Annotated in this window: 22 protein-coding genes; 13 read left to right on the top strand and 9 right to left on the bottom strand. The window is 63.4% G+C overall.

All coding sequences use genetic code 11. The annotated features are described in order from the left end of the window. On the bottom strand, nt 1-729 hold the full coding sequence (locus tag JWJ88_RS08110) for a response regulator (RefSeq protein ID WP_240200222.1): 729 nt from the start codon (nt 727-729) through the stop codon (nt 1-3). Between the two features lie 136 nt (nt 730-865). On the opposite strand from JWJ88_RS08110, the gene mce reads away from it, so the two are divergent. Together mce and JWJ88_RS08100 are read left to right on the top strand one after the other, a co-directional pair. Beyond that, complete coding sequence (gene mce, locus JWJ88_RS08105; RefSeq protein ID WP_205293605.1) at nt 866-1,270, top strand: methylmalonyl-CoA epimerase; 405 nt, start codon at nt 866-868, stop codon at nt 1,268-1,270. Further along, entirely contained in the window at nt 1,270-1,530 is a 261-nt protein-coding gene (locus JWJ88_RS08100; RefSeq protein ID WP_205293604.1) for a DUF1467 family protein, read from the top strand. Before mce ends, JWJ88_RS08100 begins: the two co-directional genes overlap by 1 nt. Here JWJ88_RS08100 and JWJ88_RS08095 read toward each other — a convergent pair. Both JWJ88_RS08095 and JWJ88_RS08090 read right to left on the bottom strand, forming a co-directional pair. Continuing rightward, nucleotides 1,496-2,197, bottom strand: a complete 702-nt coding sequence (locus JWJ88_RS08095; RefSeq protein WP_205293603.1) for an EI24 domain-containing protein — start codon at nt 2,195-2,197, stop codon at nt 1,496-1,498. The genes JWJ88_RS08100 and JWJ88_RS08095 overlap by 35 nt on opposite strands. Next, nucleotides 2,197-2,763 (bottom strand): nitroreductase family protein, encoded by a 567-nt coding sequence (locus tag JWJ88_RS08090; RefSeq protein ID WP_205293602.1) that lies wholly within the window; start codon nt 2,761-2,763, stop codon nt 2,197-2,199. Before JWJ88_RS08090 ends, JWJ88_RS08095 begins: the two co-directional genes overlap by 1 nt. A gap of 103 nt (nt 2,764-2,866) precedes the next feature. Here JWJ88_RS08090 and JWJ88_RS08085 point away from each other — a divergent pair, with 103 nt between their 5' ends. Further along, the gene (locus JWJ88_RS08085; protein ID WP_205293601.1) at nt 2,867-3,115 is read left to right on the top strand and encodes a DUF167 domain-containing protein; all 249 of its coding nucleotides are present in this window, start codon (nt 2,867-2,869) and stop codon (nt 3,113-3,115) included. Here JWJ88_RS08085 and JWJ88_RS08080 read toward each other — a convergent pair. Continuing rightward, complete coding sequence (locus JWJ88_RS08080) at nt 3,112-3,363, bottom strand: hypothetical protein (RefSeq protein WP_205293600.1); 252 nt, start codon at nt 3,361-3,363, stop codon at nt 3,112-3,114. The genes JWJ88_RS08085 and JWJ88_RS08080 overlap by 4 nt on opposite strands. 120 nt (nt 3,364-3,483) lie before the next feature. Between JWJ88_RS08080 and JWJ88_RS08075 the strand changes: the two genes are divergently transcribed. Further along, on the top strand, nt 3,484-4,227 hold the full coding sequence (locus tag JWJ88_RS08075; RefSeq protein ID WP_205293599.1) for a M48 family metalloprotease: 744 nt from the start codon (nt 3,484-3,486) through the stop codon (nt 4,225-4,227). Between the two features lie 251 nt (nt 4,228-4,478). Next, the gene (locus JWJ88_RS08070; protein WP_205293598.1) at nt 4,479-4,820 is read left to right on the top strand and encodes a hypothetical protein; all 342 of its coding nucleotides are present in this window, start codon (nt 4,479-4,481) and stop codon (nt 4,818-4,820) included. A 3-nt stretch (nt 4,821-4,823) separates the two neighbouring features. On the opposite strand, the gene ilvN is transcribed toward JWJ88_RS08070, so the two are convergent. The 3 genes from ilvN to JWJ88_RS08055 form a co-directional block, all read right to left on the bottom strand. Further along, entirely contained in the window at nt 4,824-5,384 is a 561-nt protein-coding gene (gene ilvN / locus JWJ88_RS08065) for an acetolactate synthase small subunit (protein WP_205293597.1), read from the bottom strand. Nucleotides 5,385-5,404: 20 nt separating this feature from the next. Next, nucleotides 5,405-7,159, bottom strand: coding sequence for an acetolactate synthase 3 large subunit (locus JWJ88_RS08060; protein WP_205293596.1), 1,755 nt, complete (start codon nt 7,157-7,159; stop codon nt 5,405-5,407). Between the two features lie 164 nt (nt 7,160-7,323). Further along, entirely contained in the window at nt 7,324-8,169 is an 846-nt protein-coding gene (locus JWJ88_RS08055) for an arginyltransferase (protein WP_205293595.1), read from the bottom strand. 215 nt (nt 8,170-8,384) lie between these two features. On the opposite strand from JWJ88_RS08055, the gene JWJ88_RS08050 reads away from it, so the two are divergent. Then, nucleotides 8,385-11,186 carry a [protein-PII] uridylyltransferase family protein gene (locus tag JWJ88_RS08050; RefSeq protein ID WP_205293594.1) on the top strand — a complete coding sequence of 934 codons (2,802 nt, stop codon included), beginning with the start codon at nt 8,385-8,387 and terminating at the stop codon, nt 11,184-11,186. A 15-nt stretch (nt 11,187-11,201) separates the two neighbouring features. On the opposite strand, the gene JWJ88_RS08045 is transcribed toward JWJ88_RS08050, so the two are convergent. Together JWJ88_RS08045 and carA are read right to left on the bottom strand one after the other, a co-directional pair. Then, a complete protein-coding gene (locus tag JWJ88_RS08045) occupies nt 11,202-13,286 on the bottom strand; it encodes a glycosyltransferase (RefSeq protein ID WP_205293593.1) in 2,085 nt (694 codons plus the stop codon). Between the two features lie 88 nt (nt 13,287-13,374). After that, entirely contained in the window at nt 13,375-14,523 is a 1,149-nt protein-coding gene (carA, locus tag JWJ88_RS08040; protein ID WP_205293592.1) for a glutamine-hydrolyzing carbamoyl-phosphate synthase small subunit, read from the bottom strand. Between the two features lie 178 nt (nt 14,524-14,701). Here carA and JWJ88_RS08035 point away from each other — a divergent pair, with 178 nt between their 5' ends. The 7 genes from JWJ88_RS08035 (at nt 14,702) to JWJ88_RS08005 (ending at nt 22,560) form a co-directional block, all read left to right on the top strand. After that, entirely contained in the window at nt 14,702-15,166 is a 465-nt protein-coding gene (locus JWJ88_RS08035; RefSeq protein WP_205295163.1) for a GatB/YqeY domain-containing protein, read from the top strand. Nucleotides 15,167-15,380: 214 nt separating this feature from the next. Further along, a complete protein-coding gene (locus JWJ88_RS08030) occupies nt 15,381-16,418 on the top strand; it encodes an NAD(P)-dependent alcohol dehydrogenase (RefSeq protein WP_205293591.1) in 1,038 nt (345 codons plus the stop codon). 5 nt (nt 16,419-16,423) lie between these two features. Then, the gene (gene xylB / locus JWJ88_RS08025) at nt 16,424-17,884 is read left to right on the top strand and encodes a xylulokinase (protein ID WP_205293590.1); all 1,461 of its coding nucleotides are present in this window, start codon (nt 16,424-16,426) and stop codon (nt 17,882-17,884) included. Nucleotides 17,885-18,131: 247 nt separating this feature from the next. Further along, nucleotides 18,132-19,016: an AraC family transcriptional regulator gene (locus tag JWJ88_RS08020; RefSeq protein WP_205293589.1), complete on the top strand. Its 885-nt coding sequence runs from the start codon at nt 18,132-18,134 to the stop codon at nt 19,014-19,016. 99 nt (nt 19,017-19,115) lie between these two features. Beyond that, nucleotides 19,116-20,021: an ABC transporter substrate-binding protein gene (locus tag JWJ88_RS08015; RefSeq protein ID WP_205293588.1), complete on the top strand. Its 906-nt coding sequence runs from the start codon at nt 19,116-19,118 to the stop codon at nt 20,019-20,021. A gap of 69 nt (nt 20,022-20,090) precedes the next feature. Next, entirely contained in the window at nt 20,091-21,593 is a 1,503-nt protein-coding gene (locus JWJ88_RS08010; protein ID WP_205293587.1) for a sugar ABC transporter ATP-binding protein, read from the top strand. Then, nucleotides 21,583-22,560: an ABC transporter permease gene (locus tag JWJ88_RS08005; protein ID WP_205293586.1), complete on the top strand. Its 978-nt coding sequence runs from the start codon at nt 21,583-21,585 to the stop codon at nt 22,558-22,560. The genes JWJ88_RS08010 and JWJ88_RS08005 overlap by 11 nt, the downstream gene beginning before the upstream one ends. Nucleotides 22,561-22,592: the final 32 nt, after the last annotated feature.

Genomic DNA, 22,592 nt, shown 5'->3' with positions numbered 1-22,592 from the left:
TCATAGCACCAGCTTGGTGGCCAGCCGATCCTGAACCAAACCGCTGATCCGCGTCAGATCGGTGGCCAGCGGTCGGCCTTGCTCATGGTCGCGGGCCAGTGTCGTTGCCGCATCTTCGAGCATCCTGTCATGCGCCGAGCGGGCCACGCCGGCCAGAAACCGCGCAATATAGTCGATGGCGGCGGTGTCCTCGGCCTCGGCGAGCACATCAAGGACATGCGCCAGGTCGTCGCGGAGCGCTTTGTGATCGACGCCGATCATGTCGTCGGGCAGGGCGCGCGGGCTTTGGGGCCGTGCATCGGAGGGCAGGGCGGCCAGTATCGCCTCCTGGAACAGGGCAAGGCTCTCGACCGGCTTTTCCAGAAAACCATCCGCCCCCGCCCTTAGCGCCGCATCGCGGTTAGCCGGATCGCCCGAGATGCCCAGGATCACCGGCACCCTTGGCTGCGTCCGGGCGAATGCGGCGATCATGTCTGCACCGTTGCCATCGGGCAGGCCCATATCCACGATCACCGCGCCCGGGCGATAGGTCTTCAGATGCCGCAGCGCGGCGCGGATGCTGTCGGCCCGGCGGATACGTGCGCCCGAGCGCAGGCACAGCAAGCGCACGGCCTCGGACGCGACGCGCGAATCCTCGACCACCAAGACCGTCAGGCCGGTCAAGGGCCGGCTGGGCAGGGTAACGCGCCAAGGGGGGAATTCTTCCGCGCTGATCCTTTCCTGTTCCATCATGTAAAATCCTAACTGGGAATCACCTTCTGCACCAAGAATTGCGCGATTCTTCTAAGAAGCGGTTAACGACGATTTCTTTTCCTTCCCCCCGCGGCCTTGTCGCCCTAGAAGAGCGCAAATGACGGAGGAAGTGATGATCGGACGTTTGAACCATGTCGCCATCGCCGTGCCCGACCTGAAGGCGGCGGCAGCGCAATATGAAAACAGCCTTGGCGCCAAGGTCGGTGCGCCGCAGGACGAGCCCGACCATGGCGTCACCGTCGTCTTCATCGAACTGCCGAACACCAAGATCGAACTGCTGTATCCGCTGGGAGAAAACAGCCCGATCAATGGATTTTTGGAGAAAAATCCCTCGGGCGGTATTCATCACATGTGCTTTGAGGTCGATGACATTCTGGCGGCGCGCGACAAGCTGAAATCCGAAGGTGCCCGCGTTCTGGGTAATGGCGAGCCCAAGATCGGCGCGCACGGCAAGCCGGTGCTGTTCCTGCACCCCAAGGATTTCAACGGCTGCCTGATCGAACTGGAGCAGGTCTGATGAGCCTGACCGGAGGTATCGTCCTTTACACCATGCTGTGGTTTCTGGTGCTGTTCGTGCTGCTGCCGATCGGCCAGAAAAGTCAGGCCGAGGCGGGGCATGTGGTACCCGGCACGCCCGCCGGTGCACCGCATGAGCCGAAACTGAAAAAGAAGGCGCTGTGGGCAACGCTGATCGCCGCGGTGATCTGGGGCGTGATCGCCTATATCATCATCGCCGGCGTCATCACCCGCGCCGACCTTGATGCCTGGACGCGCTGAGATGATAAAGGTGGGTAAACCCCGCCGCCGCCAGTACCGGGATGACCACGTTCAGCACCGGCACGGTCAGTAAAAGCGCGATCAGCACCCCCAGCGTCGTGACCTGCGCGGCCATGCTGCGACGCAGCGCGCTTGCCTGCGGTTCATGCAGATGGCGCAACGCGGCCATCTGGAAGAACTCTCGCCCCAGAAGCCAACCGTTGCCGCCATAGAACAGCAGCGACGCCAGCGGACCAATAAAGGGCGTCAGCATCAGCGTTATCAATGTGATAAGGATCACAGCCCCCATCACGGCCAAGGATTCCCATAGCCCGGCCCAGAAGTCGAGCGGCAGGCCCTTGGCGGCGGGGTAATGCGTGTCCTCGACCGCTTCGGCAACCCTTTCGGCGAAAAGCCCGGAAAAGCCCGCGGCGACCGGCATCATCAGAAAGATGCTCATCAGGGGAAACAGCAGAAGCGAGCTCCAGGACAGCGCCGGGGCCAGAGGCACGGCGCCGATCCAGGGCAGGCTTACCGTTTGGGGCGCAAAGACGCGGATTGCCCAGAAGGTCCCGGCTTGCAGGGCGATGAACAGTACCAGCGTCAGCGCCACGCCAAGGGCGACTACGCCAAAGATGCGTGGTCGCAGCAGGTCGCCCCAGCCAAGGATCAACGCCCGCAGCACCATTACAGGAAGGTCGTCTTGGCCGCGACATCGGGTCGCGGGCGCTCGGGCGGGGTCGTGCCGCGTTGGCCGATATGGACCAGCCCCACGATACGCTCGCCCTCGCCGACGCCCAGATGCGTATGGGCAAAATCCGGCTCGGCAGCCGGGCCGGTCAGCCAGGCAGCACCATAGCCCGCTGCGAGGGCGGCATTCAACAGCTCAAGGCAAACCGCCCCGGCTGAAAGGAACTGCTCCCACTCCGGCACCTTCGGGCTTTCGACCGGGGCCGAGACCACCGCCACGATCACCGGCGATGCGAAGGCCGAACGCGCCTTTTCCACCGCCGTCTCGTCCCCGCCTTTGGTCCGGACATGTTCCGCCAGAACCGGGGCCAGCCGATCCAGCACCTCGCGCCCCAGCACCACGAAACGCCAGGGTTCCAGCTTGCCGTGGTCGGGCACGCGGGCGGCCATCTCCAGAAGATCCATGATCTCGGCCTGCGAAGGGGCGGGTCCGGTCATCAGTTTGGGCGGATGAGAGCGGCGGCTCCGCAGGAAAGCCAGAGTGGCGGGATCGGTGTGTTGCATTCGGTCCTCGTCATATTCGCGCGTGTTTGTTCTCAGATAGCCATGCGGACCCCTGCGCGCCAGTCGGCATTGCCTTTTTTGCGTGGCGCGGCTTCAAGGGGGTATGAGCGATCTTAGCCATCTTGTCCGGCCCGGGGCCCAAATCGCCGTGCGGGTCACGCCTCGTGCCTCGCGCAATGCGGTGCTGGCGGACGGAGAGGTGATCCGCGTCACCGTCACCACCGTCCCCGAGGACGGCAAGGCGAATGCCGCAGTGGTCAAGTTGCTGGCCAAGGCCTTGGGCGTTGCCAAGTCGCGGCTGGTGCTGGTGCGCGGCGCCACGTCGCGCGACAAGCTGTTTCGCATCGATTAGCCGCGCTGCAGCCGATAGTTCCCTTCGGGAAGGTTCAGTGCGGCGCGCAATTCCTCAAGTTGCTCGATGGTCAGGACGATCTGCGCCAGGTCGCCCGTGTCGGGATCGAACTGTTCGACCACCACCCGATCATCGAAGCTGTGGATGATCACATCTTCGTTCAGCGGTCGCGAGCCGATCTGCGCGTCGGGAAGTTCGTCGATCAGGGTGATAACGGTCGCGTCGAAATCATGCTCGATGGTGAACATGGCGGTCCTCCCGTGCTTTTTGCAACAATCGCGTGATATTGCGGCTTGAGCAAGCCCGGGACTTGGCGGCAGACGACAGGCACGGCTAAAGTGATGCGAACAAGGATGCGAGGGCGTGGGATGGTCAGAACGTGGCAGGCGGTGGCGGCCATCATGCTGGTGCTGGCGGGCTGTGTCGCCGCGCCCCCGCCGCAGCCGGGGGCAGGGGCGCCAGACGTCACCATTACCCCATCGCCGGACCGGCCGGCCAATGCCTCGGCCTCGGCCCGCACCTTCATTTCGGTCGTCAGCCGGATGGAACCGGTGATCGAACGCGAATGCCTGCAGCGTCGCACCCAGCCGATCAACTGCGACTTCCAGTTCGTCGTCGATGATCGCGCCGGGTTGGAGCCGAACGCATTTCAGACCGTCGACGCCAATGGCCGGCCGATCATCGGCTTTACCCTTTCACTGATCGGCGAGGCGCGGAATGCCGATGAGTTGGCATTCGTCGTCGGGCACGAGGCAAGCCACCACATTCTGGGTCACATCAACCGCAAGACTGGTGCGTCAACCGTTGGCGCGGTGATTCTGGGTGGGTTGGCAAGCGCGTATGGCGGCGATCCCGAAGTGATTCGTGCGGCGCAGGATTTCGGCGCCCAGTTCGGCGCGCGCTATTATTCCAAGGATTGGGAGCTTGAGGCGGATTATCTGGGCGCGATTATCGCGCTGAAGGCTGGTTTCGATCCCGAGCACGGCGCGCTGTTTTTCGCCCGTATTCCCGATCCGGGCGATAAAATTTTGGGCACTCACCCCTCGCGCGACGCCCGGATGGAGCAGGTAGCGCGTGCCGTGGCCGATTATCGGGCCGGTCGGGTACGCTGACCCGGCAGCAAGTTGATGGCGGGGACAGTGCTTTTTCTGCATATATGTCGATGATATTTTTTGGAATAATACTGCGGATTAATTCTGCCGGTATACTGGCAGCACAATAAAACGTGCAATTTTATAATATAATCTGCGTCAAACTGAACAGCCGCTCAGAAATCACTTTCATAGGCGAGAAATTGCCGATAGTTTCCCGCGTAGGTTGGATTAGATCCTCCATTTCCGGGCGGCTTTTATTAGGAGCTTTCATGATCGGGGTTATTTTATGGAGCAGTCCGGCCAAAGAGAAAGCCGTGATCTGGTGTGAAGATCATGGCGCTTTGGCCTATTTGCAGGGGAAGGAGCATCTTCTGATTGCAACGGAATGGCCCGAAGCCGGCGATCTTGTCGAGCTTGAGTTCGAAGTATCGGCCGGTGTGCGTCAGGCGCGATTCGTCAGCCTTGTTGCCGGCAACAAACGTTCTGAACTGCCCGGTTTGCTGCGCGACATGGGCGAAAAGCCTGCCCAGGCCCGTCCTGTCCTGCGGGTCATTTCGAACCCCGAGGCCGAGACGCAAGAGCGGCCGCTGAAACTGGCGGCCGCCCGCTGAATTTCAGGCGCCGCGCGCCAGCGCGGCGACCCCGGTGCGGGCCTGATCCGACAATCCCAAGGGACGCATCAGCTCTGCGAAAGCGTCCAATTTGTCGGGTGCGCCGGTGATTTCAAAGACAAAGCTTTCCAGTGTCGAATCGACCACGCTCGCCCGAAAAATCTCGGCGATCCGCAGCGCCTCGACCCGTTTGTCGCCCTTGCTCGTTACCTTGAACAGACCCAGTTCGCGTTCGACACTGGGGCCCTCGACGGTCAGGTCGTGGACCTCATGCACGGGCACGATGCGGCCAAGCTGCGCCTTGATCTGCTCGATCACGGCCGGCGTGCCGCGGGTGACGATGGTAATGCGTGAGCGGTGGCCCAGATGATCCACCTCGGCCACGGTCAGGCTGTCGATGTTATAGCCCCGTCCTGAAAACAGGCCGATGACCCGCGCAAGCACGCCGGCCTCGTTATCGACCAGCACCGCAAGCGTATGGCTTTCGATGGTCTGGGAATTGGGATCGCGCAGGTCATAGGCCGAATGGCTGGATGCGCCTTTCTGGATATTCAGTGCCGCCATGTTTTTCTCGCTTTCCTAAATCAGACCAGCGCCGCGCCGGTGCCGGTAATGGCACCGTCGGTCGAGGCGTCGCCCAGCAGCATCTCGTTATGCGGCTTGCCCGAGGGGATCATCGGGAAACAGTTTTCGTGTTTCTCGACCAGCACGTCCAGAATGAACGGTCCGTCGTAGGCAATCATTTCCTGGATAGCGGCGTCCAGTTCGGCAGGGTCCGAAACCGTGCGCCCGCGGCAACCGAAAGCCTCGGCAAGTTTCACGAAATCCGGCAGGCTTTCCGACCAGCTTTGGCTATAGCGTTCGCCATGCAGCAACTGCTGCCATTGCCGGACCATACCAAGGCGTTCGTTATTCAGGATGAACTGTTTGACAGGGGCGCGGAACTGCACAGCCGTGCTCATTTCCTGCATGTTCATCAGCCAGCTTGCTTCGCCGGCGACGTTGATGACCAGTGCCTCGGGGTGGGCCACCTGCACCCCGATCGAGGCGGGCAGACCATAGCCCATCGTGCCCAACCCCCCCGAGGTCATCCAGTGGTTCGGATCCTCGAAATGCAGGAACTGCGCGGCCCACATCTGGTGCTGGCCGACCTCGGTCGTGAAATAGGGGTTGCGTGCGGCTGTCAGCGCCTGCAACCGCTGCAATGCGTATTGCGGTTTGATGACCTTGTCCGAGTTTCGGTAGGCAAGGCAATTGCGCGCCTTCCACTGTTCGATCTGCCGCCACCATGTCTGCAGACCCGCGGAATTGGTCTTGCGGCCGCGGGATTTCCAGACCTTCAGCATGTCCTCCAGAACATGTCCGACATCGCCGACGATGGGCAGGTCGACGTGGATCACCTTGTTGATCGAGCTGGGGTCGATGTCGATTTGCGCCTTGATCGAGCCGGGGCTGAAATCCGCGACCCGACCGGTGATGCGGTCGTCGAAGCGCGAACCGACCGCGATCATCAGGTCGCAGTCGTGCATCGCCATATTGGCCTCATAAAGGCCGTGCATGCCCAGCATGCCGATCCAGCCCTTGCCCGATGCCGGATAGGCACCCAGCCCCATCAATGTAGAGGTGACCGGAAAGCCCGTGGCATCTGCCAGTTCACGCAAGAGCTGGCTGGCGCCCGGACCAGAGTTGATGACCCCGCCGCCGGTGTAAAAGATCGGCCGTTCGGCCGTCTCCATCAGTTCGACCAGCCGGGTGATGGCCGACAGATCGCCTTTCTTCACTGGTTGATAGCTGGGCATGTCGATCTGTTTCGCCCCGACGTATTCGCCGGTGGCAAATTGCACGTCCTTGGGAATGTCGACCAGCACCGGCCCCGGCCGGCCCGAGGTTGCGATGTGGAAAGCCTTGTGAATCGTCGCGCCCAACTCGTCGGTTTCCTTCACCAGCCAGTTATGCTTGGTGCAGGGACGGGTGATGCCGATGGTGTCGGCCTCTTGAAAGCCGTCGGTGCCGATCAGGAAGGTCGGAACCTGCCCGGTCAGAACGACGATTGGGATGGAATCCATCAGCGCATCGGTCAGCCCGGTGACTGCATTGGTCGCACCCGGCCCCGAAGTGACCAGAACCACCCCCGGCTTGCCGGTCGAGCGGGCATAGCCCTCGGCCATGTGGACGGCACCCTGTTCATGACGGACCAGGATATGCCGGATGTCGTTTTGCTGAAAAATCTCATCGTAAATGGGTAGTACCGCCCCGCCCGGATAGCCGAATACAGTATCGACGCCCTGATCGCGCAGAGCTTCGATAACTATCCTTGCACCCGTCATTTGTCGGGACATCCCCATTCTCCATCTTTGAACAAAAACATGGCGGGGCTGTCGCCCCGCTGCGTCGCGGAAAACTATGAGCGTGGCGCAGCGTGGTCAATGCCGATTCTCCAATAAAATGACTCTATGTCGCAAATTATTGAAATATTCTTACCAAAACCTCGCCCTGTCGGTAATCATTTCCGGGTTGAGGGCAGGTTGATGCGCGCCACCTGCTCGACGATGGGGTCGATGGACAGGGGATGGATGTCGGACGTGTGTTGTGCCGGGTCGCCAATCGGCTGCCATACACCGCCCTTATAGATCTCCAGCGCGGCGAATTTCGCCTTGTAATCCATCTTGCGGCTGCCGGGCACCCAATAGCCCAGGTAAACGAAGGGCAGGCCGGCGCTGCGGGCCAGTTCGATATGGTCCATAATGATGTGCGTGCCCAGGCTGAAGCTATCCAGCGCGGGGTCGTAAAAGCTGTAGACCAGGCTTAGCCCGTCATCCAGAACATCGGTCAGGCAGACCGCGACCAGACGGTCGTTGTCCGGCGGGGGCGGGGTTTCGGCGCCGTCGCCCTGATGCGTGCGATATTCGATGACGCGGGTGCGGACCGGCGTCTCTTCGATCATCGCGGCGAATTCAAAGATATCCATGTCGGCCATGCCGCCATCCGCATGACGTTCATCCAGATAGGCGCGGAACAATTCGTATTGTTCCTCGGTCGCCCAGGCGCTGGTGGCCAGCCGCCGCAGATGCGCATTCTTGCGCGTCACCCGGCGCTGCGTGCGCGACGGGGCGAAATCCGAGACCCGGATACGCGCCGACATGCAGGCGACGCAACTTTCGCAGCTTGGCCGGTAAAGCACATTTTGCGAGCGGCGAAAGCCCTGACGCGACAGCGCATTGTTCAATTCGTTGGCGGAATCGCCGGCCAGCGCGGTGAACAGCTTACGCTCGGCCCGGCCGTGCAGATAGGGGCAGGGCTGCGGCGCCGTCACATAAAATTGCGGCGCATGAGGCAAGGTATGCCGCATCACCCGTGCTCCCGGTATCCGGGACACGCCGCGCTTGCGGACGCATGCGATCGGGTCACTCTCATGGCGGCGGCTTGGGCTTTGCTGTCAGTTGCAGATGAGCAAAGCCTAGCAATAGTTGTCCGGCGCGCCAAGCAGGGAAAACCGCAAGAATTGAACCCGCCGGTCCATCCGCATGGCATTGACGCGGCGCGGACTGCGGCTAGGCTGCGGCCATGGATTTCGCCTCCCACATCACCCGCCTGCCCATTCCCGCAGATTCCGCCCGCGGCCTTTCTGCGCTGCAGGCGACCGCGATTGCCGATCCCCGTCTGGGCGACCTGATCCGGGGCGCTGCCGGTTGCAGCCCTTATCTGGCGGGTCTGATCGAACGCGAGGCCGATTGGCTGCCCGATGCGCTGGCACACGAGGACATCGTGGCGCGCGAGATGTCGGGGTTCGAGACGCTTTCCGCAGAGGCGCTTGGCCCGGCGCTGCGTCGTGCGAAGCGGCGCGTGGCGCTGTGGACGGCGCTCGCCGATCTGGGCGGCGTCTGGAAGCTTGAACAGGTGACAGGGGCGCTGACCGATCTGGCGGACCGTGCCACCGATCTGGCACTGCGGGTCCATGTCGCGGCCGAGCAGGCGCGCGGCAAACTGCCGCCAAGCCAGGCCGATGCCGGCGGCATCGTGGCGCTGGCCATGGGCAAGATGGGTGCGGGGGAACTGAACTACTCCTCGGACATCGACCTGATCGTGCTTTACGACGACAGCGCCTATGCCCCCGATGACCAGTATGAGGCCCGTGCCAGCCTGATCCGTGCCACCCGCAAGGCGGCGGCCACGATCTCGGACAATACCGATCAAGGCTATGTCTTTCGCACTGACCTGCGGTTGCGGCCCGACGCGGCGGTGACGCCGGTCTGCATGTCGATCTCGGCCGCGCTGGCTTACTATGAGGCCGAGGGCCGCACCTGGGAGCGCAGTGCCTATATCAAGGCGCGCGCCTGCGCAGGTGATCTGGCGGCGGGTACGCGTTTCCTGCGCGAACTGCGGCCCTTTGTCTGGCGGCGGCATCTGGATTTCGCCACCATCCAGGACGCGCATGACATGCGGCTGCGCATACGCCAGCACAAAGGCCTGCATGGCCGGATCGAGGTTCCCGGCCACAATATGAAGCTGGGGCAGGGTGGCATCCGCGAGATCGAGTTTTTCACCCAGACCCGCCAGTTGATTGCCGGCGGCCGTGACCCCGACCTGCGGGTGCGCGGCACGGTCGAGGGGTTGGCGCGGTTGGCCGAGAAGGGCTGGGTTCCGCCGGACGTCGCCGAGGAACTGACTGCGCATTACCGCGAGCATCGCGAGATCGAGCATCGCATCCAGATGGTCAACGATGCGCAGACCCATTCCCTGCCCAACTCGGCCGAAGGGATTGAGGTCATTGCCCGCATGATGGGCGAGGGGGATACCGCCGCCTGGTCGGCGCGCCTTGCCGCCCGCCTGAGCCGGGTGGAAGCCCTGACGGGGGATTTTTTCGCCCCAGGCGAGCAATGCGCCCGCCCCGCCCTGTCGCCCGAGGCCGAGGCGATCGTCGCGCGCTGGCGAAGCTATCCTGCCTTGCGCTCGGCGCGCGGACGCGAGGTCTTTGCCCGGATCGAGCCAGATCTGCTGACACGCCTGACCGCTGCCGCGCATGCTGAAGAGGCGCTGGCGCGATTCGACGCCTTTCTGGCGGGGTTGCCGGCTGGGGTGCAGCTTTTCTCGCTTTTTGAAGCCAATCCGCAACTGATCGACCTGATCGTTGATATCTGCGGCACGGCGCCCGGGCTTGCCGCCTATCTTGCCCGCCACCCCGAGGTGCTGGATGCGGTGCTGGCCGGCAGCTTCTTTTCGCAATGGCCGGGCGGGGCCGAACTGCGCCGCCAGCTTGACCAACTGTTGGCCGCGGCGCTCAGCGCGCCCGATGGCGGCTATGAGCAGGCGCTGGATGCGGCGCGGCGATGGGCGCATGAAGGGCAGTTCCGTATCGGCGTTCACCACCTGCGCAGCCTGATCGGCGCCGAGGAGGCGGGCGGCCAATATGCCGATATCGCCGATGCTGCGCTGGCCGCGCTGTTTCCTGTGGTTGCGGCGGAATTCGCACACCGGCACGGGCCGGCGCCGGGCCGGGGGGCCGTGGTGCTGGGCATGGGCTCGCTGGGGGCGCGGCAGTTGAATGCCTCGTCCGATCTGGACCTGATCGTCATTTATGACGCGGCCGGGCAAGAGGCGTCTGAGGGGCGAAAGCCGCTGGCGACGCGGGCCTATTACGCGCGGCTGACCCAGGCGATGATCACGGCGGTCTCGGCGCCAACCGCTGCCGGGCGGCTTTACGAGGTCGATATGCGGCTGCGTCCTTCGGGGCGGCAGGGGCCGGTGGCGACATCCGTGCAAAGCTTTCGCGACTATCAGATGAGCGAGGCCTGGACATGGGAGCATCTGGCGCTGACCCGTGCTCGCGTGATCGGCATCTGCGGCACGGATGCTGCCGCACTGGCCGACGAGGTCGAGGCGCTGCGTGTTGAAGTGCTGCAAAAGCGCGGCTCCGACCCCCGTGTTATGCCGGATCTGGCCGAGATGCGTGCCCGTATCTTTGCCGCCAAGGCCCCTGATGGTGCATGGGAGGCCAAGATCGGTCGGGGCAGGTTGCAGGATATCGAATTGCTGGCGCAATGTTTCGCATTGCGAGCTGGATCGCCCGTGCGGGCGGCGCAGGCGCAACTGCGTACCGGGCCGCGGTTGGGGCTGATCGGGCGCGAAGATGCCGAAAAACTGGCCTCGGCCCGGCGCTTTTTGTGGAGCCTGCAATGTTCTGGCCGGCTGCTGACCGAAAGGCCACTCGACATGACCAATCTGGGCAAGGGGGGACAGGCATTCCTGTTGCGGGAGACCGGGATGGCCTCTCTGGAAGATCTGGCCGCGCGACTGGCCGAAGCGGCCGAAACCACCGGCGCCGTCATCGACGGGGTTCTGGCCGGGTTGGAGGCGCAGGCGGGCTAAGACCATCGCGGTTGTTCAACCGATCTTGCCCAGTAACGGAACCTGCGCCGTCACCCGGTCCTGACCCGAGACAGGAATGGCAGCCGCAGTGTCCCACGTCCCGGCTCCATCGCTCAGAGGGATCAGCCCACCGGCGGCCCAGAGCGCGGGCTCTGCCGTTTCGTCCTGCACGGCCGCGAAGATGCCATGCTGGGTCTTGTCCCAATAGAAAGGCTTGAGCACCACCTCGTAGATCGCCTTCCAGGCGGCCAGACAGCCCAGCGGGAAATAAAGATGTAGTGTCGGCACCCAAGGCAGCAGGTGGCGATGCCGCGGCCCACGCACCGCCCAGCAGCCTATGGCGATGTTCAAAAGCTCCGAGGCTACGAACAGGGTAAACAGAATGGCGATGGCATTGCCGCCCAGCATGCCTGAAAGCACGTCCCGCATCGGATGCGGCAAGCCAAGACTGAGCAGCCAGAAGCTCCACAGCACCGGTGCCAGCAGATATTGCGAGACCGAGGCGAAAAGCTGCACTTGTAAGCCGATGAAGCGCCTTGCGCCCAGATCGCGCCACAGTGCCACCGGGTCGCGCATATGTACGCCCCAAGTCATGACAAAGCCCTTGAGCCAACGAGAGCGCTGCTTGACCCAGGGGATCAGGCGACAGTTCGCCTCTTCATGCGTGACGGTGTCGAGCATTTGGGTGCGATAGCCGCGCCGGGTCAGGCGAACGCCCAGATCGGCATCCTCGGTGACGTTCCAGGCGTCCCAGGCGCCGACCTTTTCCAGTGCTTCGCGGCGAAAGAACAGCGTTGTTCCGCCCAGCGGCACCACCAGATCCAGCGCCGCCGCCCCGGCCAGCGTAGCGCGAAACCAGGACGCATATTCGATGGTAAAGGCGCGAGCCAGCCAGTTGGTGCGAGGGTTGTAATAGTCCAACACACCCTGAAGGCAGACCACATCGGGCGGCGCAAAATGAAAGCCTCGGGCGACTTTGTGCAGTTGGTCCGGCTCGGGGCGGTCCTCGGCGTCCCAGACCCCGATGATCGTGCCGCGGCAAAAATTCAGCGCATAGTTCAGGGCCCGCGGCTTGGTGCGGACCGGCCCGTCGGGTACCTTGACGACACGCAGCCAGCGCGGCAACTCGACGCCTTCGAGCGCCTCGCAGGTGACGCGGTCGACTTCCTCGACCACGATCAGGATGTCCATCAACTCGCGCGGGTAATCCAGTTGCGATAGTCGGCCGATCAGCTTTTCGGCGATATCCGCCTCGGCAAAAAGCGGCACCATGACCGAGATCACCGGCAGGGGCGCCGTCATCTCGGGCGGTGGGTTGGTGCCGTGCGCCATCGCGCCCTTCAGCAGCCGATCCTGCCTGTGCTGGCGCAGGATGGCTGCGAACGAAAAAAGCTTCAGCGTGGCCGAGGCGACCAGCGTCAGGACCGCCCATGCCGTCAACAACGCGATTACCGCGACCGGCATCAACACCGCCCCCAGCGCTGTCGCTGCGATCAGTGCGACAGCGATTCGGCCACAGCGGCGCTCATTCCGGGTGCGGCAGCTTTCCTGCGCCGGAACGCAGGTTTCTGCCTGGCGGATCAGCGCGGTGCGGCGCAGGGACAGCACCGCCTCTCTCGCGGCGTTTTCGGAGCATAGCAGCATGCGCACCGGGCCGAAGCTGGCGGGCAGGCGGTCTTTCAGGGCCGTGAAGCATTCGGGCCGGGCGGTGGCGATGAAGGTCACGCCGCCGACACGTCGCCAGGGCACCACGCCCTGGGCCAGGCAAAACTGCGCGCCCAGTGCATCGACCAGACGCGGATCAGGCGGCAACTCTGCCAGATCCAGCACGCTTGCGCGCCATTGTCGGGACAGGGCACGGGTCAGCGCCTGTTCCTGCACCCAGCCGTTGGCCAGCAGGATTTCACCCAGCCGCGCCCACTGTCGGTGGCGCATCACCAAAGCCTTGAGCAGGTTGTGCGGATCGACCGCGCCATCCTCGATCAGGATCTGGCCCAGCGGGCGCATATCGCGTGGCGCGACGATGGTTCCCCTGCAGCCGGACGCAACTACCGGCGGCGGTTCGGCTGCAAAGGGCGTGACAAGGGCGGTGCGGGCCATGCGTGTTTCCCGAACAGGGTCAATTGACCCTTCTCTGACATGCAGAGGGTTAAGAACGGGTTAATCGCAGCCCTTTACCGCAGCGGAATCAGCTGCGGCGGCTACGCATCGCCTGAGTGAACCGGTCAAAGAGATAGGCGCTGTCCTGCGGGCCCGGGCTTGCCTCGGGGTGATGCTGCACCGAGAAGACCGGCTTGTCCGCCACGCGCAGCCCGCAGTTCGAACCGTCGAACAGGCTGACATGGGTTTCGATCACGCCCTCTGGCAAGGTTTGGGCATCGACGGCGAAACCGTGGTTCATCGAGGTGATCTCGACCTTGCCGGTTTCGACGTCCTTGACGGGGTGGTTGGCGCCGTGATGGCCGTGGTTCATCTTCACGGTCTGGGCGCCAAGCGCCAAGGCGAGCATCTGGTGGCCAAGGCAGATGCCAAAGATCGGCAGATCCTTGCGCAGCAGCTCTTGAATCATCGGCACGGCATATGCGCCGGTGGCGGCCGGATCGCCGGGACCGTTCGACAGAAACACCCCTTCGGGGTTATGGGCAAGCACCTCTTCCGCGGTGGCGGTGGCGGGCAGGACGGTCACATCGGCGCCGCTTTGTACCAGAGAGCGCAGGATATTGCGTTTCGCGCCATAATCGACGGCGACGACGCGGAAGGGCTTTTTCTCTTCCGACTGACCGAAGGTTCCGGGCCAGGACCAGACGCCCTCGCTCCAATGATAGCTCTGGCGGCAACTCACGTCCTTGGCGAGATCCAGCCCGACGATCCCCTTCCAGTCGCGGGCCTTGGCAACCATGGCCGCGATGTCGAAATTGCCCTGCGGATCATGGGCCAGCACCACATGCGGCGCGCCTTGCTGACGGATCGCGCGGGTCAGGCGGCGGGTATCGATGCCGCCGATGCCGATGCGGCCGCGCCGCGTCATCCACTCGACCAGATCCGAGCTTGCACGCCAGTTCGACGGCTCGGTCGGGTCCCATTTCACCACAATGCCCGAGGCGACGGGCTCAGGCGCCTCGTCGTCCTGCTCGGTCACGCCGGTATTGCCGATATGCGGGAAGGTGAAGGTCACGATCTGGCTGGCATAAGAGGGATCGGTCATGATCTCTTGATAGCCGGTCATCGCGGTGTTGAAGACCAGTTCGGCCACCACTTCCCCGACCGCGCCGAAGCCATGGCCGTGGAACACGGTGCCGTCGGCAAGCGCAAGACATGCGGTCGGTTTCTGGGGCATCGTCACTCTCCGGGTAAATCGGCGGGAACCTAGGTAAAGGGCGGGCGGGCGTCAAGGCGGAACGGCGGGCACGCGGAACTTTGACGCCGGGGCGGGGTTGAGACCCGCGCACGGCCCCTGCTTGACTGCGGGGGTAAAGCCGGGCACCACCCGGTTGAATTCATTGAGCGAGGATCAGATGGGACTGCGCGAACGCATTCTGGCCGACACGAAAGAGGCGATGAAAGCAAAAGAGACGGCGCGGCTGTCCACGCTGCGGTTGATCTCGGCCGCGATCAAGGATCGCGAGATCGCCGCACGCGGTGAAGGTGGGGACGAAGCGGGGCTGTCAGAGGCCGACCTGACTGCGATCCTGTCCAAAATGGTCAAGCAGCGTCAGGAATCGGCGAAAGCCTATGAAGAAGGCGGCCGGCTGGAGTTGGCAGAACGCGAGCAGGACGAGATCAAGGTGATCCAGTCCTATCTGCCGCGCCAGTTGGACGCAGAGGAAACCCGTGCCGCCATCGACAAGGCCATCGCCGATCTGGGCGCCGAGTCGATCCGCGACATGGGCCGGGTCATGGCCGAGCTGCGCGCCCGCTATGCCGGGCAGATGGATTTCGGCGCAGTCGGGCCGGTGATCAAGGATCGGTTGATGAAATGACCGCCTGATTCTTGGTCGGGACAAGGCGTTCCGCCATCAGGTGCCGCCGCGATGCTGTGGCGCATAGCTTTCGCTGGCCGGGTTAGATACAATTATTCCCTAAATGGGCAAAAGCCCGCGTTCGGCGCGGGTTTTTGTTTACATCCGCCCCGACTCGCGGCCAATGGCGCAAGTCGAGGGCGTCCAGGTGACGCGGCCAGCAGGAGGGCGGGCGATGAAGGCATTGGTTCTTGAGGAAAAGGGCAGGCTGGCGCTGCGGGATTTCGATATTCCCGGCCGGCTGGGTCCCAGGGATGTGCGGATCAAGACCCATACGGTCGGGATCTGCGGCTCGGACGTGCATTATTACACCCATGGCAAGATCGGCCATTTCATCGTCGAAGCGCCGATGGTGCTGGGGCACGAGGCCTCGGGCATGATCATCGAGGTCGGGGCCGAGGTCGCGCATCTGAAGCCCGGCGACCGGGTCTGTATGGAGCCGGGGATACCCGATCCGACCTCGCGCGCCGCGAAGCTTGGGATCTATAACGTTGATCCGGCGGTCACCTTCTGGGCGACGCCGCCGGTGCATGGCTGCCTGACCCCCGAGGTCGTTCACCCCGCCGCCTTCACCTATAAGCTGCCCGAGAACGTGACCTTTGCCGAAGGCGCGATGGTTGAGCCCTTTGCCATCGGCATGCAGGCGGCCTTGCGGGCGCGCATCCAGCCGGGCGATGTGGCCGTGGTCACGGGCGCGGGTCCCATCGGCATGATGGTTGCGCTGGCTGCGCTGGCGGGGGGCTGTGCCAAGGTGATCGTCGCGGACCTGGCCCAGCCCAAGCTGGACATCATCGGCGCCTATGACGGCATCGAGACGGTGAATATCCGCAACCGTCCGTTGGCCGAAGTGGTGGCCGAGGCGACCGATGGCTGGGGAGCCGACATCGTGTTCGAATGCTCGGGCGCGGCCCCCGCGATCCTGGGCATGCATATGTTGGCGCGTCCCGGCGGGGCCATCGTGCTGGTCGGTATGCCGGTCGATCCGGTGCCGGTCGATATCGTCGGTTTGCAGGCCAAGGAGTTGCGCGTCGAAACGGTCTTTCGCTATGCCAATGTCTATGACCGGGCCGTTGCGCTGATCGCCTCGGGCAAGGTGGATCTCAAGCCGCTGATCTCGGCTACGATCCCGTTCGAGGACAGCATCGGCGGCTTCGACCGCGCCGTCGAGGCGCGTGATACCGACGTGAAACTGCAGATCAGGATGCCGGAGTAAGCGCCATGTATCTGGGACTGGATCTGGGAACCTCGGGCATCAAGGCCATGCTGGTGGACGACGGTTTCGCGACCGTCGGCGTGGCCCATGCCGCGCTGACCGTCAGCCGCCCCCATCCCGGCTGGTCCGAGCAGGCGCCCGCCGACTGGATCGCCGGCGCCGAGGTGGCCATTGCCACCCTGTTGCGCGAACATCCCCAGGCGATGGCGCGGTTGCAGGCCATCGGCCTGTCGGGCCACATGCACGGTGCGGTGCTGCTGGATGGTGCGGACAATGTTCTGCGGCCGTGCATCCTGTGGAACGACGGCCGCTCGGGTCCTCAATGCGCAGAATTGACCGGACGCGCCGATTTCCACGGTATCGCCGGCAATCTGGTCATGGCTGGGTTTACCGCGCCGAAACTGCTCTGGGTGGCCGAGAACGAACCCGCGATCTTTGAAAAGACCGCCAAGGTGCTGCTGCCCAAGGATTACCTGCGGCTTTGGCTGACCGGCGAACATGTCGCAGAAATGTCCGATGCCGCCGGCACGCTGTGGCTGGATGTAGGCAAGCGGGACTGGTCGGATGCTCTGCTGACCGCCACGGGGCTGACGCGCAGCCATATGCCGCGCCTGGTCGAGGGCAGCGAGGTTTCGGGCCATCTGCGCGCCGATCTGGCGGCGCGTTGGGGCATTTCCCAAGTCCCGGTGGCAGGAGGGGGCGGCGACAATGCCGCCACGGCCTGCGGCATGGGGGTGATGACGCCGGGAACCGGGTTTTTGTCGCTGGGCACTTCGGGCGTTCTGTTTGCCGCCACGGAAAGCTATGCGCCCAACACCGGCGACGCGGTGCATACGTTTTGTCATGCCGTGCCGCAGACATGGCACCAGATGGGGGTAATCCTGTCGGCGACCGACAGCATGACCTGGCTGTCCGAGATCACCGGCAGGGGTGTTCCTGAACTGGCCGGCTTGGTGGCCGGGGATGTCGCTGCACCCTCTGCGGTGACGTTCCTGCCCTATCTTTCGGGTGAACGGACGCCGCTGAACGATCCGCAGGCGACCGGAGCGTTTCTTGATCTGCGCCGCGCCTCGGGCCTGCCCGATCTGGCGCAGGCGGTGATGGAGGGCGTGGCGATGGCCTTTACCGATTGCGTTCTTGCGCTGCGCAAGGCGGGCACGCCGATCGAGGCGGCTTATGCGGTCGGGGGCGGGGCGCGTTCGCGGGCATGGTTGCGAATCATGGCCTCGGCCACCGGACTGGTGCTGCTGGAGCCCGAGGACGGCGATTTCGGCGCGGCCTTTGGCGCGGCAAAGCTGGCGGCGGCCTGTGCAACGGGCGATACTTCGGACCGCATCTTTGCCAAACCCGCGGTGCGGGCCGAAGTTCTGCCCGATCCCGAACTGGCGGCAGCCTATAAGAAAAAGTATGAGACCTACCATGCCGCTTATCCGCGATTGCGGGATTTGACCCCGCTGGTCGGCTGAACTGCGGGAATCGCGACTTTTTCCGAAAAAACCAGACCCGTTTTGCTGCGCTGCGGCATAGGCTTTACGCCGCGTAACCTGATGTTGTGTCGGTAGTCTTGTCGCACTAGTCGATTACCGCGCATTTTTGAGCAAAAAAGTATCGGTATTTTTTCCGCGCTGATGTGGATTGTAATGCCGCCTGAAGCCTATGTTCCCTGAACGTCCGCGACAGCCTTCAGGGGCTGCCGCGCAGGGAGGAAGGTGAATGCAACCCGATCTGGAACTTGTCCACATCCGCAAGGGCGAATCCTTCGCTGCGTGGATGCATGGCTATCCGTTCCGCACGGTGCGCTGGCATTACCACCCGGAATATGAAATCCATCTGGTCGTCGCCACTTCGGGCACCTTCTACATCGGGGATCACGTCGGCAGCTTCCAGCCCGGCCAGTTGATCATGACCGGGCCGAACCTGCCGCAGAACTGGATCAGCGAAATTGCCCCCGGCGAGGGGGTGCCGGTGCGCTCGCTGGTGATCCAGTTCCCCGAAGCCTTCATCGAAGAAGCCAGCGCCGCCATGTCCGAGATGGAGGCGCTGCGCCCGCTGCTGGAACGCAGCCGTCGCGGCCTTTTGTTCAGCAATGAAACCGGCGCCCGCATCCGCCCGCTGATGGAGCGGCTGATCGAGGCGCAGGGTCTTAGACGCCTGTCGTTGTTCTGGGAGATTCTGGATATTCTGGCCAACGCGCCGGAATACGAGGTACTGGCCAGTCTCAGCTTTGAGCTGGACCTGACGCGCATCCACGACGGCGGCATCAACCGCGCGCTCAGCTATCTGCGCGAGCATCTGACCGAGCAGGTCGAAGAGGGCGAATTGGCCGAGATGGTTGGCCAAAGCCAAAGCGCCTTTTCCCGCGCCTTCAAGCGCCATACCGGCACGACGCTGGTGCGCTATCGCAACCAGTTGCGCGTGGATCTGGCCTGCCAGATGCTACTGACCGATCCCGATATCAAGGTGGCCGAGATCTGCTATGAAATCGGCTTTTCGAACCTTTCGAATTTCAACCGGCATTTCCTGAAGCTCAAGGGGATGTCGCCCTCACAGTTCCGCGCGACATTTGCGGCCCAGAAGGCGCTGGTCATGGCGGACTGACACCAAGGAAACGTCGCGAACTTCACCAATTCGGGCGGCGCGGCGCCGCTCGGAGATGCGCAGGCTTTGCCTGCTTTCATCCAGATGGGAGGAACCCAGATGAAATCGACCCTTCTTACCGCCACGGCGGCTTTTGCACTGCTTGCGGCCCCGGCCCTCGCGCAGGACAAGCTCAAGATCGGCATGACCTTCCAAGAGCTGAACAACCCTTATTTCGTCTCGATGCAAGAGGCGCTGAAAGAGGCCGCCGACAGCCTTGGCGCTGATGTCGTCGTGACCGATGCGGGCCATGACGTCGCCAAGCAGATCTCGGACGTCGAGGACATGCTGCAGCAAAACATCGATATCCTGCTGCTGAACCCGACCGACACGGCCGGGATCGAAGCTGCCGTCCATGCCGCCAAGGCTGCCGGCGTGATCGTGGTTGCGGTCGATGCGAACGCCAACGGCCCGGTCGATACTTTCGTCGGTTCGAAAAACCGCGACGCGGGCTATATGTCGTGCAAATACCTGGGCGATGCGCTTGGCGGCAAAGGCGAGGTCGCGATCCTCGACGGCATCCCGGTCGTGCCGATCCTGCAACGCGTCGAAGGCTGCAAGGCCGCGCTGGAAGAATTCCCCGAGATCACTCTGGTCGATACCCAGAACGGCCGTCAGGACCGCTCGGTCGCCCTGGGCGTGGTCGAGAACATGATCCAGTCCAAGCCGAACCTGGCCGGCATCTTCTCGGTCAACGACGGTGGTGCCATGGGCGCTCTGGCCGCGATCCAGGGTTCGGGCAAGGATATCAAGCTGACCTCGGTCGATGGTGCGCCGGAAGCGGTCAAGGCGATCTCGGATGGCACCGCCTTTATCCAGACGACGGCGCAGTTCCCGCGCGACCAGGTCCGTGTCGGCCTGGCCATGGCGCTGGCACATAAATGGGGCGCCCGCGTGGTGCCGAAAGAGGTGCCGATCGACGTCATGGTTGTTGACGCCGAGAACGCTGCCGAGTTCAGCTGGTAAGAGTTCCTCCCCGCTCCCGCCCCTGCGTTCGCGGGGGCGGGACATTTCGCAGCCATTCAGGAGGGCACCATGCTGGAACTGAACGGAATCCGAAAAAGCTTTGGCAAGATCGAGGTTCTGCACGGCGTCGATCTGGACGTCCGGGCCGGCGAGGTCCATGCCCTTCTGGGTGAGAATGGCGCGGGCAAGTCGACGCTGATGAAAATCCTGTGCGGCATCATCCAGCCCAGTGCCGGCACGATCCGCATCGAGGGCGCCGAACGCCATTTTGCCGATTACGATCAGGCCATCGCCGCCGGTATCGGCATCGTGTTTCAGGAATTCAGCCTGATCCCCTATCTTAACGCCGTCGAGAATATGTTTCTTGCGCGCGAGATGCGTGGGCCGCTGGGCATGCTGGACCGCAAGGCGATGCGCGCCCGCGCCGCCGAAATCCTGCGCCAGCTTGCGGTGGATGTGCCGCTGGACGTGCCGATCTATCGCCTTTCCGTCGCCGAGCAGCAGTTCGTTGAGATCGCCAAGGCGCTGTCGCTGAACGCCCGTATTCTGGTGCTGGACGAACCGACCGCCACACTGACCCCGTCCGAGGTCGAGCATCTGTTCAATGTCATGCGCGAATTGCGCAAGCAGGGCGTGGCGATCATCTTTATCTCGCACCATCTTGAGGAGATATTCGAGATCTGCGACCGCATCACCGTCCTGCGCGACGGCGAATTCGTCGGCTCCTGCGCGGTCTCGGATGTCGATAACGATCGGCTGGTCGAAATGATGGTCGGTCGCCGGATCGAGAATAATTTTCCGCCCAAGCCCGCCGCCAACCCGGCTGCCCCCATCGTGGTCGAGGTTGAAGAGGTGCAGTTGAAAAAGGGCGGCCCCATGTCGCACTTTGCCCTGCGCCGGGGCGAGATCCTGGGCTTTTCCGGGCTTGTCGGTTCGGGTCGCACGGAAACGGTGCTGGCCGCGCTTGGCGCATATCCCGCCGCGCGCTGCAAGGTTAAGGTGGACGGCGTCGAAAAGCGGTTCCGTGGCCCGGACGAGGGGCTTGCGCATGGCATCGGCCTGCTTCCCGAAAGCCGCAAGGAACAGGGGCTGATCACCAGCTTTTCAATCCTGCAGAATATTTCGCTGAACAATTACGGCAAGTATCGCAAGAACCACTGGTTCATCGACCTCAAGAAGGAGCTGGACTGCACCCGCACCGCGATGGAGCAGGTCCGGGTCAAGGCGCAGGGGCCGCTGGCCCGCGTCGATACGCTGTCGGGCGGCAACCAGCAAAAGGTCGTCATCGCCCGTTGGCTGAACCATGATATGAACGTGCTGATCTTTGACGAGCCGACGCGCGGCATCGACGTCGGCGCCAAGTCGGAAATCTATGCGCTGATGCGCGAATTCACTGCGCGAGGCGGCGCGATCATCATGATCTCCTCGGAACTGCCCGAGGTGATCGGCATGTCCGACAGGGTCTGCGTATTCCGCTCGGGTGGGATCGTGGCCACGGTCGAGGGCGACCAGATCAATTCCGAAACCATCATGACCCATGCCACGACCGGGAGAGTTGAACATGTCGCATGACACAGACACCGGCGCAGCCGGGAAAAACGGCGGCCTCAACCTTGGCCGCCTGCTGCATTCGCCGCTGGCGCTGCCGCTGATCGGACTGATCGTGGTGTCGGTGCTGATGGGCTTGGCCAGCGATAACTTCTTCAGCCTGAACAATATCATGAACGTGCTGCGTCAGGTGTCGGTCGTCGGCATTCTTGCAGTCGGCATGACCTTCGTGATCCTGACCGGAGGCATCGACCTTTCGGTCGGCGCAGTCATGGCGCTGGTCGGGACGCTTAGCGCCGGGATGATGGTCAATATGGGCCTGCCGGCGCCGCTGGGGCTGCTGATCGGTCTGGTCGTCGGTCTGGGCATCGGGCTGGCGAACGGCGCGCTGGTCGCATGGGGCAAGATGCCCGCGATCATCGTGACGCTGGCCACCATGGGCATGGCGCGCGGCCTGGGCCTGATCTATTCGGGCGGCTATCCGATCAGCGGCATTCCCAGCTGGATTTCGTGGTTCGGTGTCGGGCGCATTGGCGTCGTGCCGGTCCCGGTCATCATCATGGTGGTGATCTATGCCTTCGCATGGGTCCTGCTGCAGCGCACCGCGTTCGGCCGCCATGTCTATGCCATCGGCGGCAACGAGACCGCCGCCCGGCTGTCAGGCGTCAAGACGCAGCGGGTCAAGCTGGCGGTCTATGGCATATCGGGCCTGACCTCGGCCCTTGCCGCGGTGATCCTGACCGGCCGGCTGATGAGCGGCCAGCCCAACGCCGGACAGGGGTTCGAGCTGGACGCCATCGCTGCCGTGGTTCTGGGCGGCACCGCCATCGCCGGCGGACGGGGGTTGATCCTGGGCACGCTGATCGGCGCGGTGCTGTTGGGCATCCTGAACAACGGCCTGAACCTGATGGGCATCAACCCCTACCTGCAGGACGTCATCAAGGGCGCGATCATCCTGCTGGCCATCTATATCGGGCGCGAGTGGCGCTGAGCCGGCCCGCTTCATCATCCAGAACAGGAGAA

Source organism: Paracoccus methylovorus (genome assembly GCF_016919705.1).
Taxonomy (GTDB): Bacteria; Pseudomonadota; Alphaproteobacteria; order Rhodobacterales; family Rhodobacteraceae; genus Paracoccus; species Paracoccus methylovorus.
Note: the sequence above shows the minus strand (reverse complement) of the source record. Positions and strands in the feature narration are given on the sequence as shown.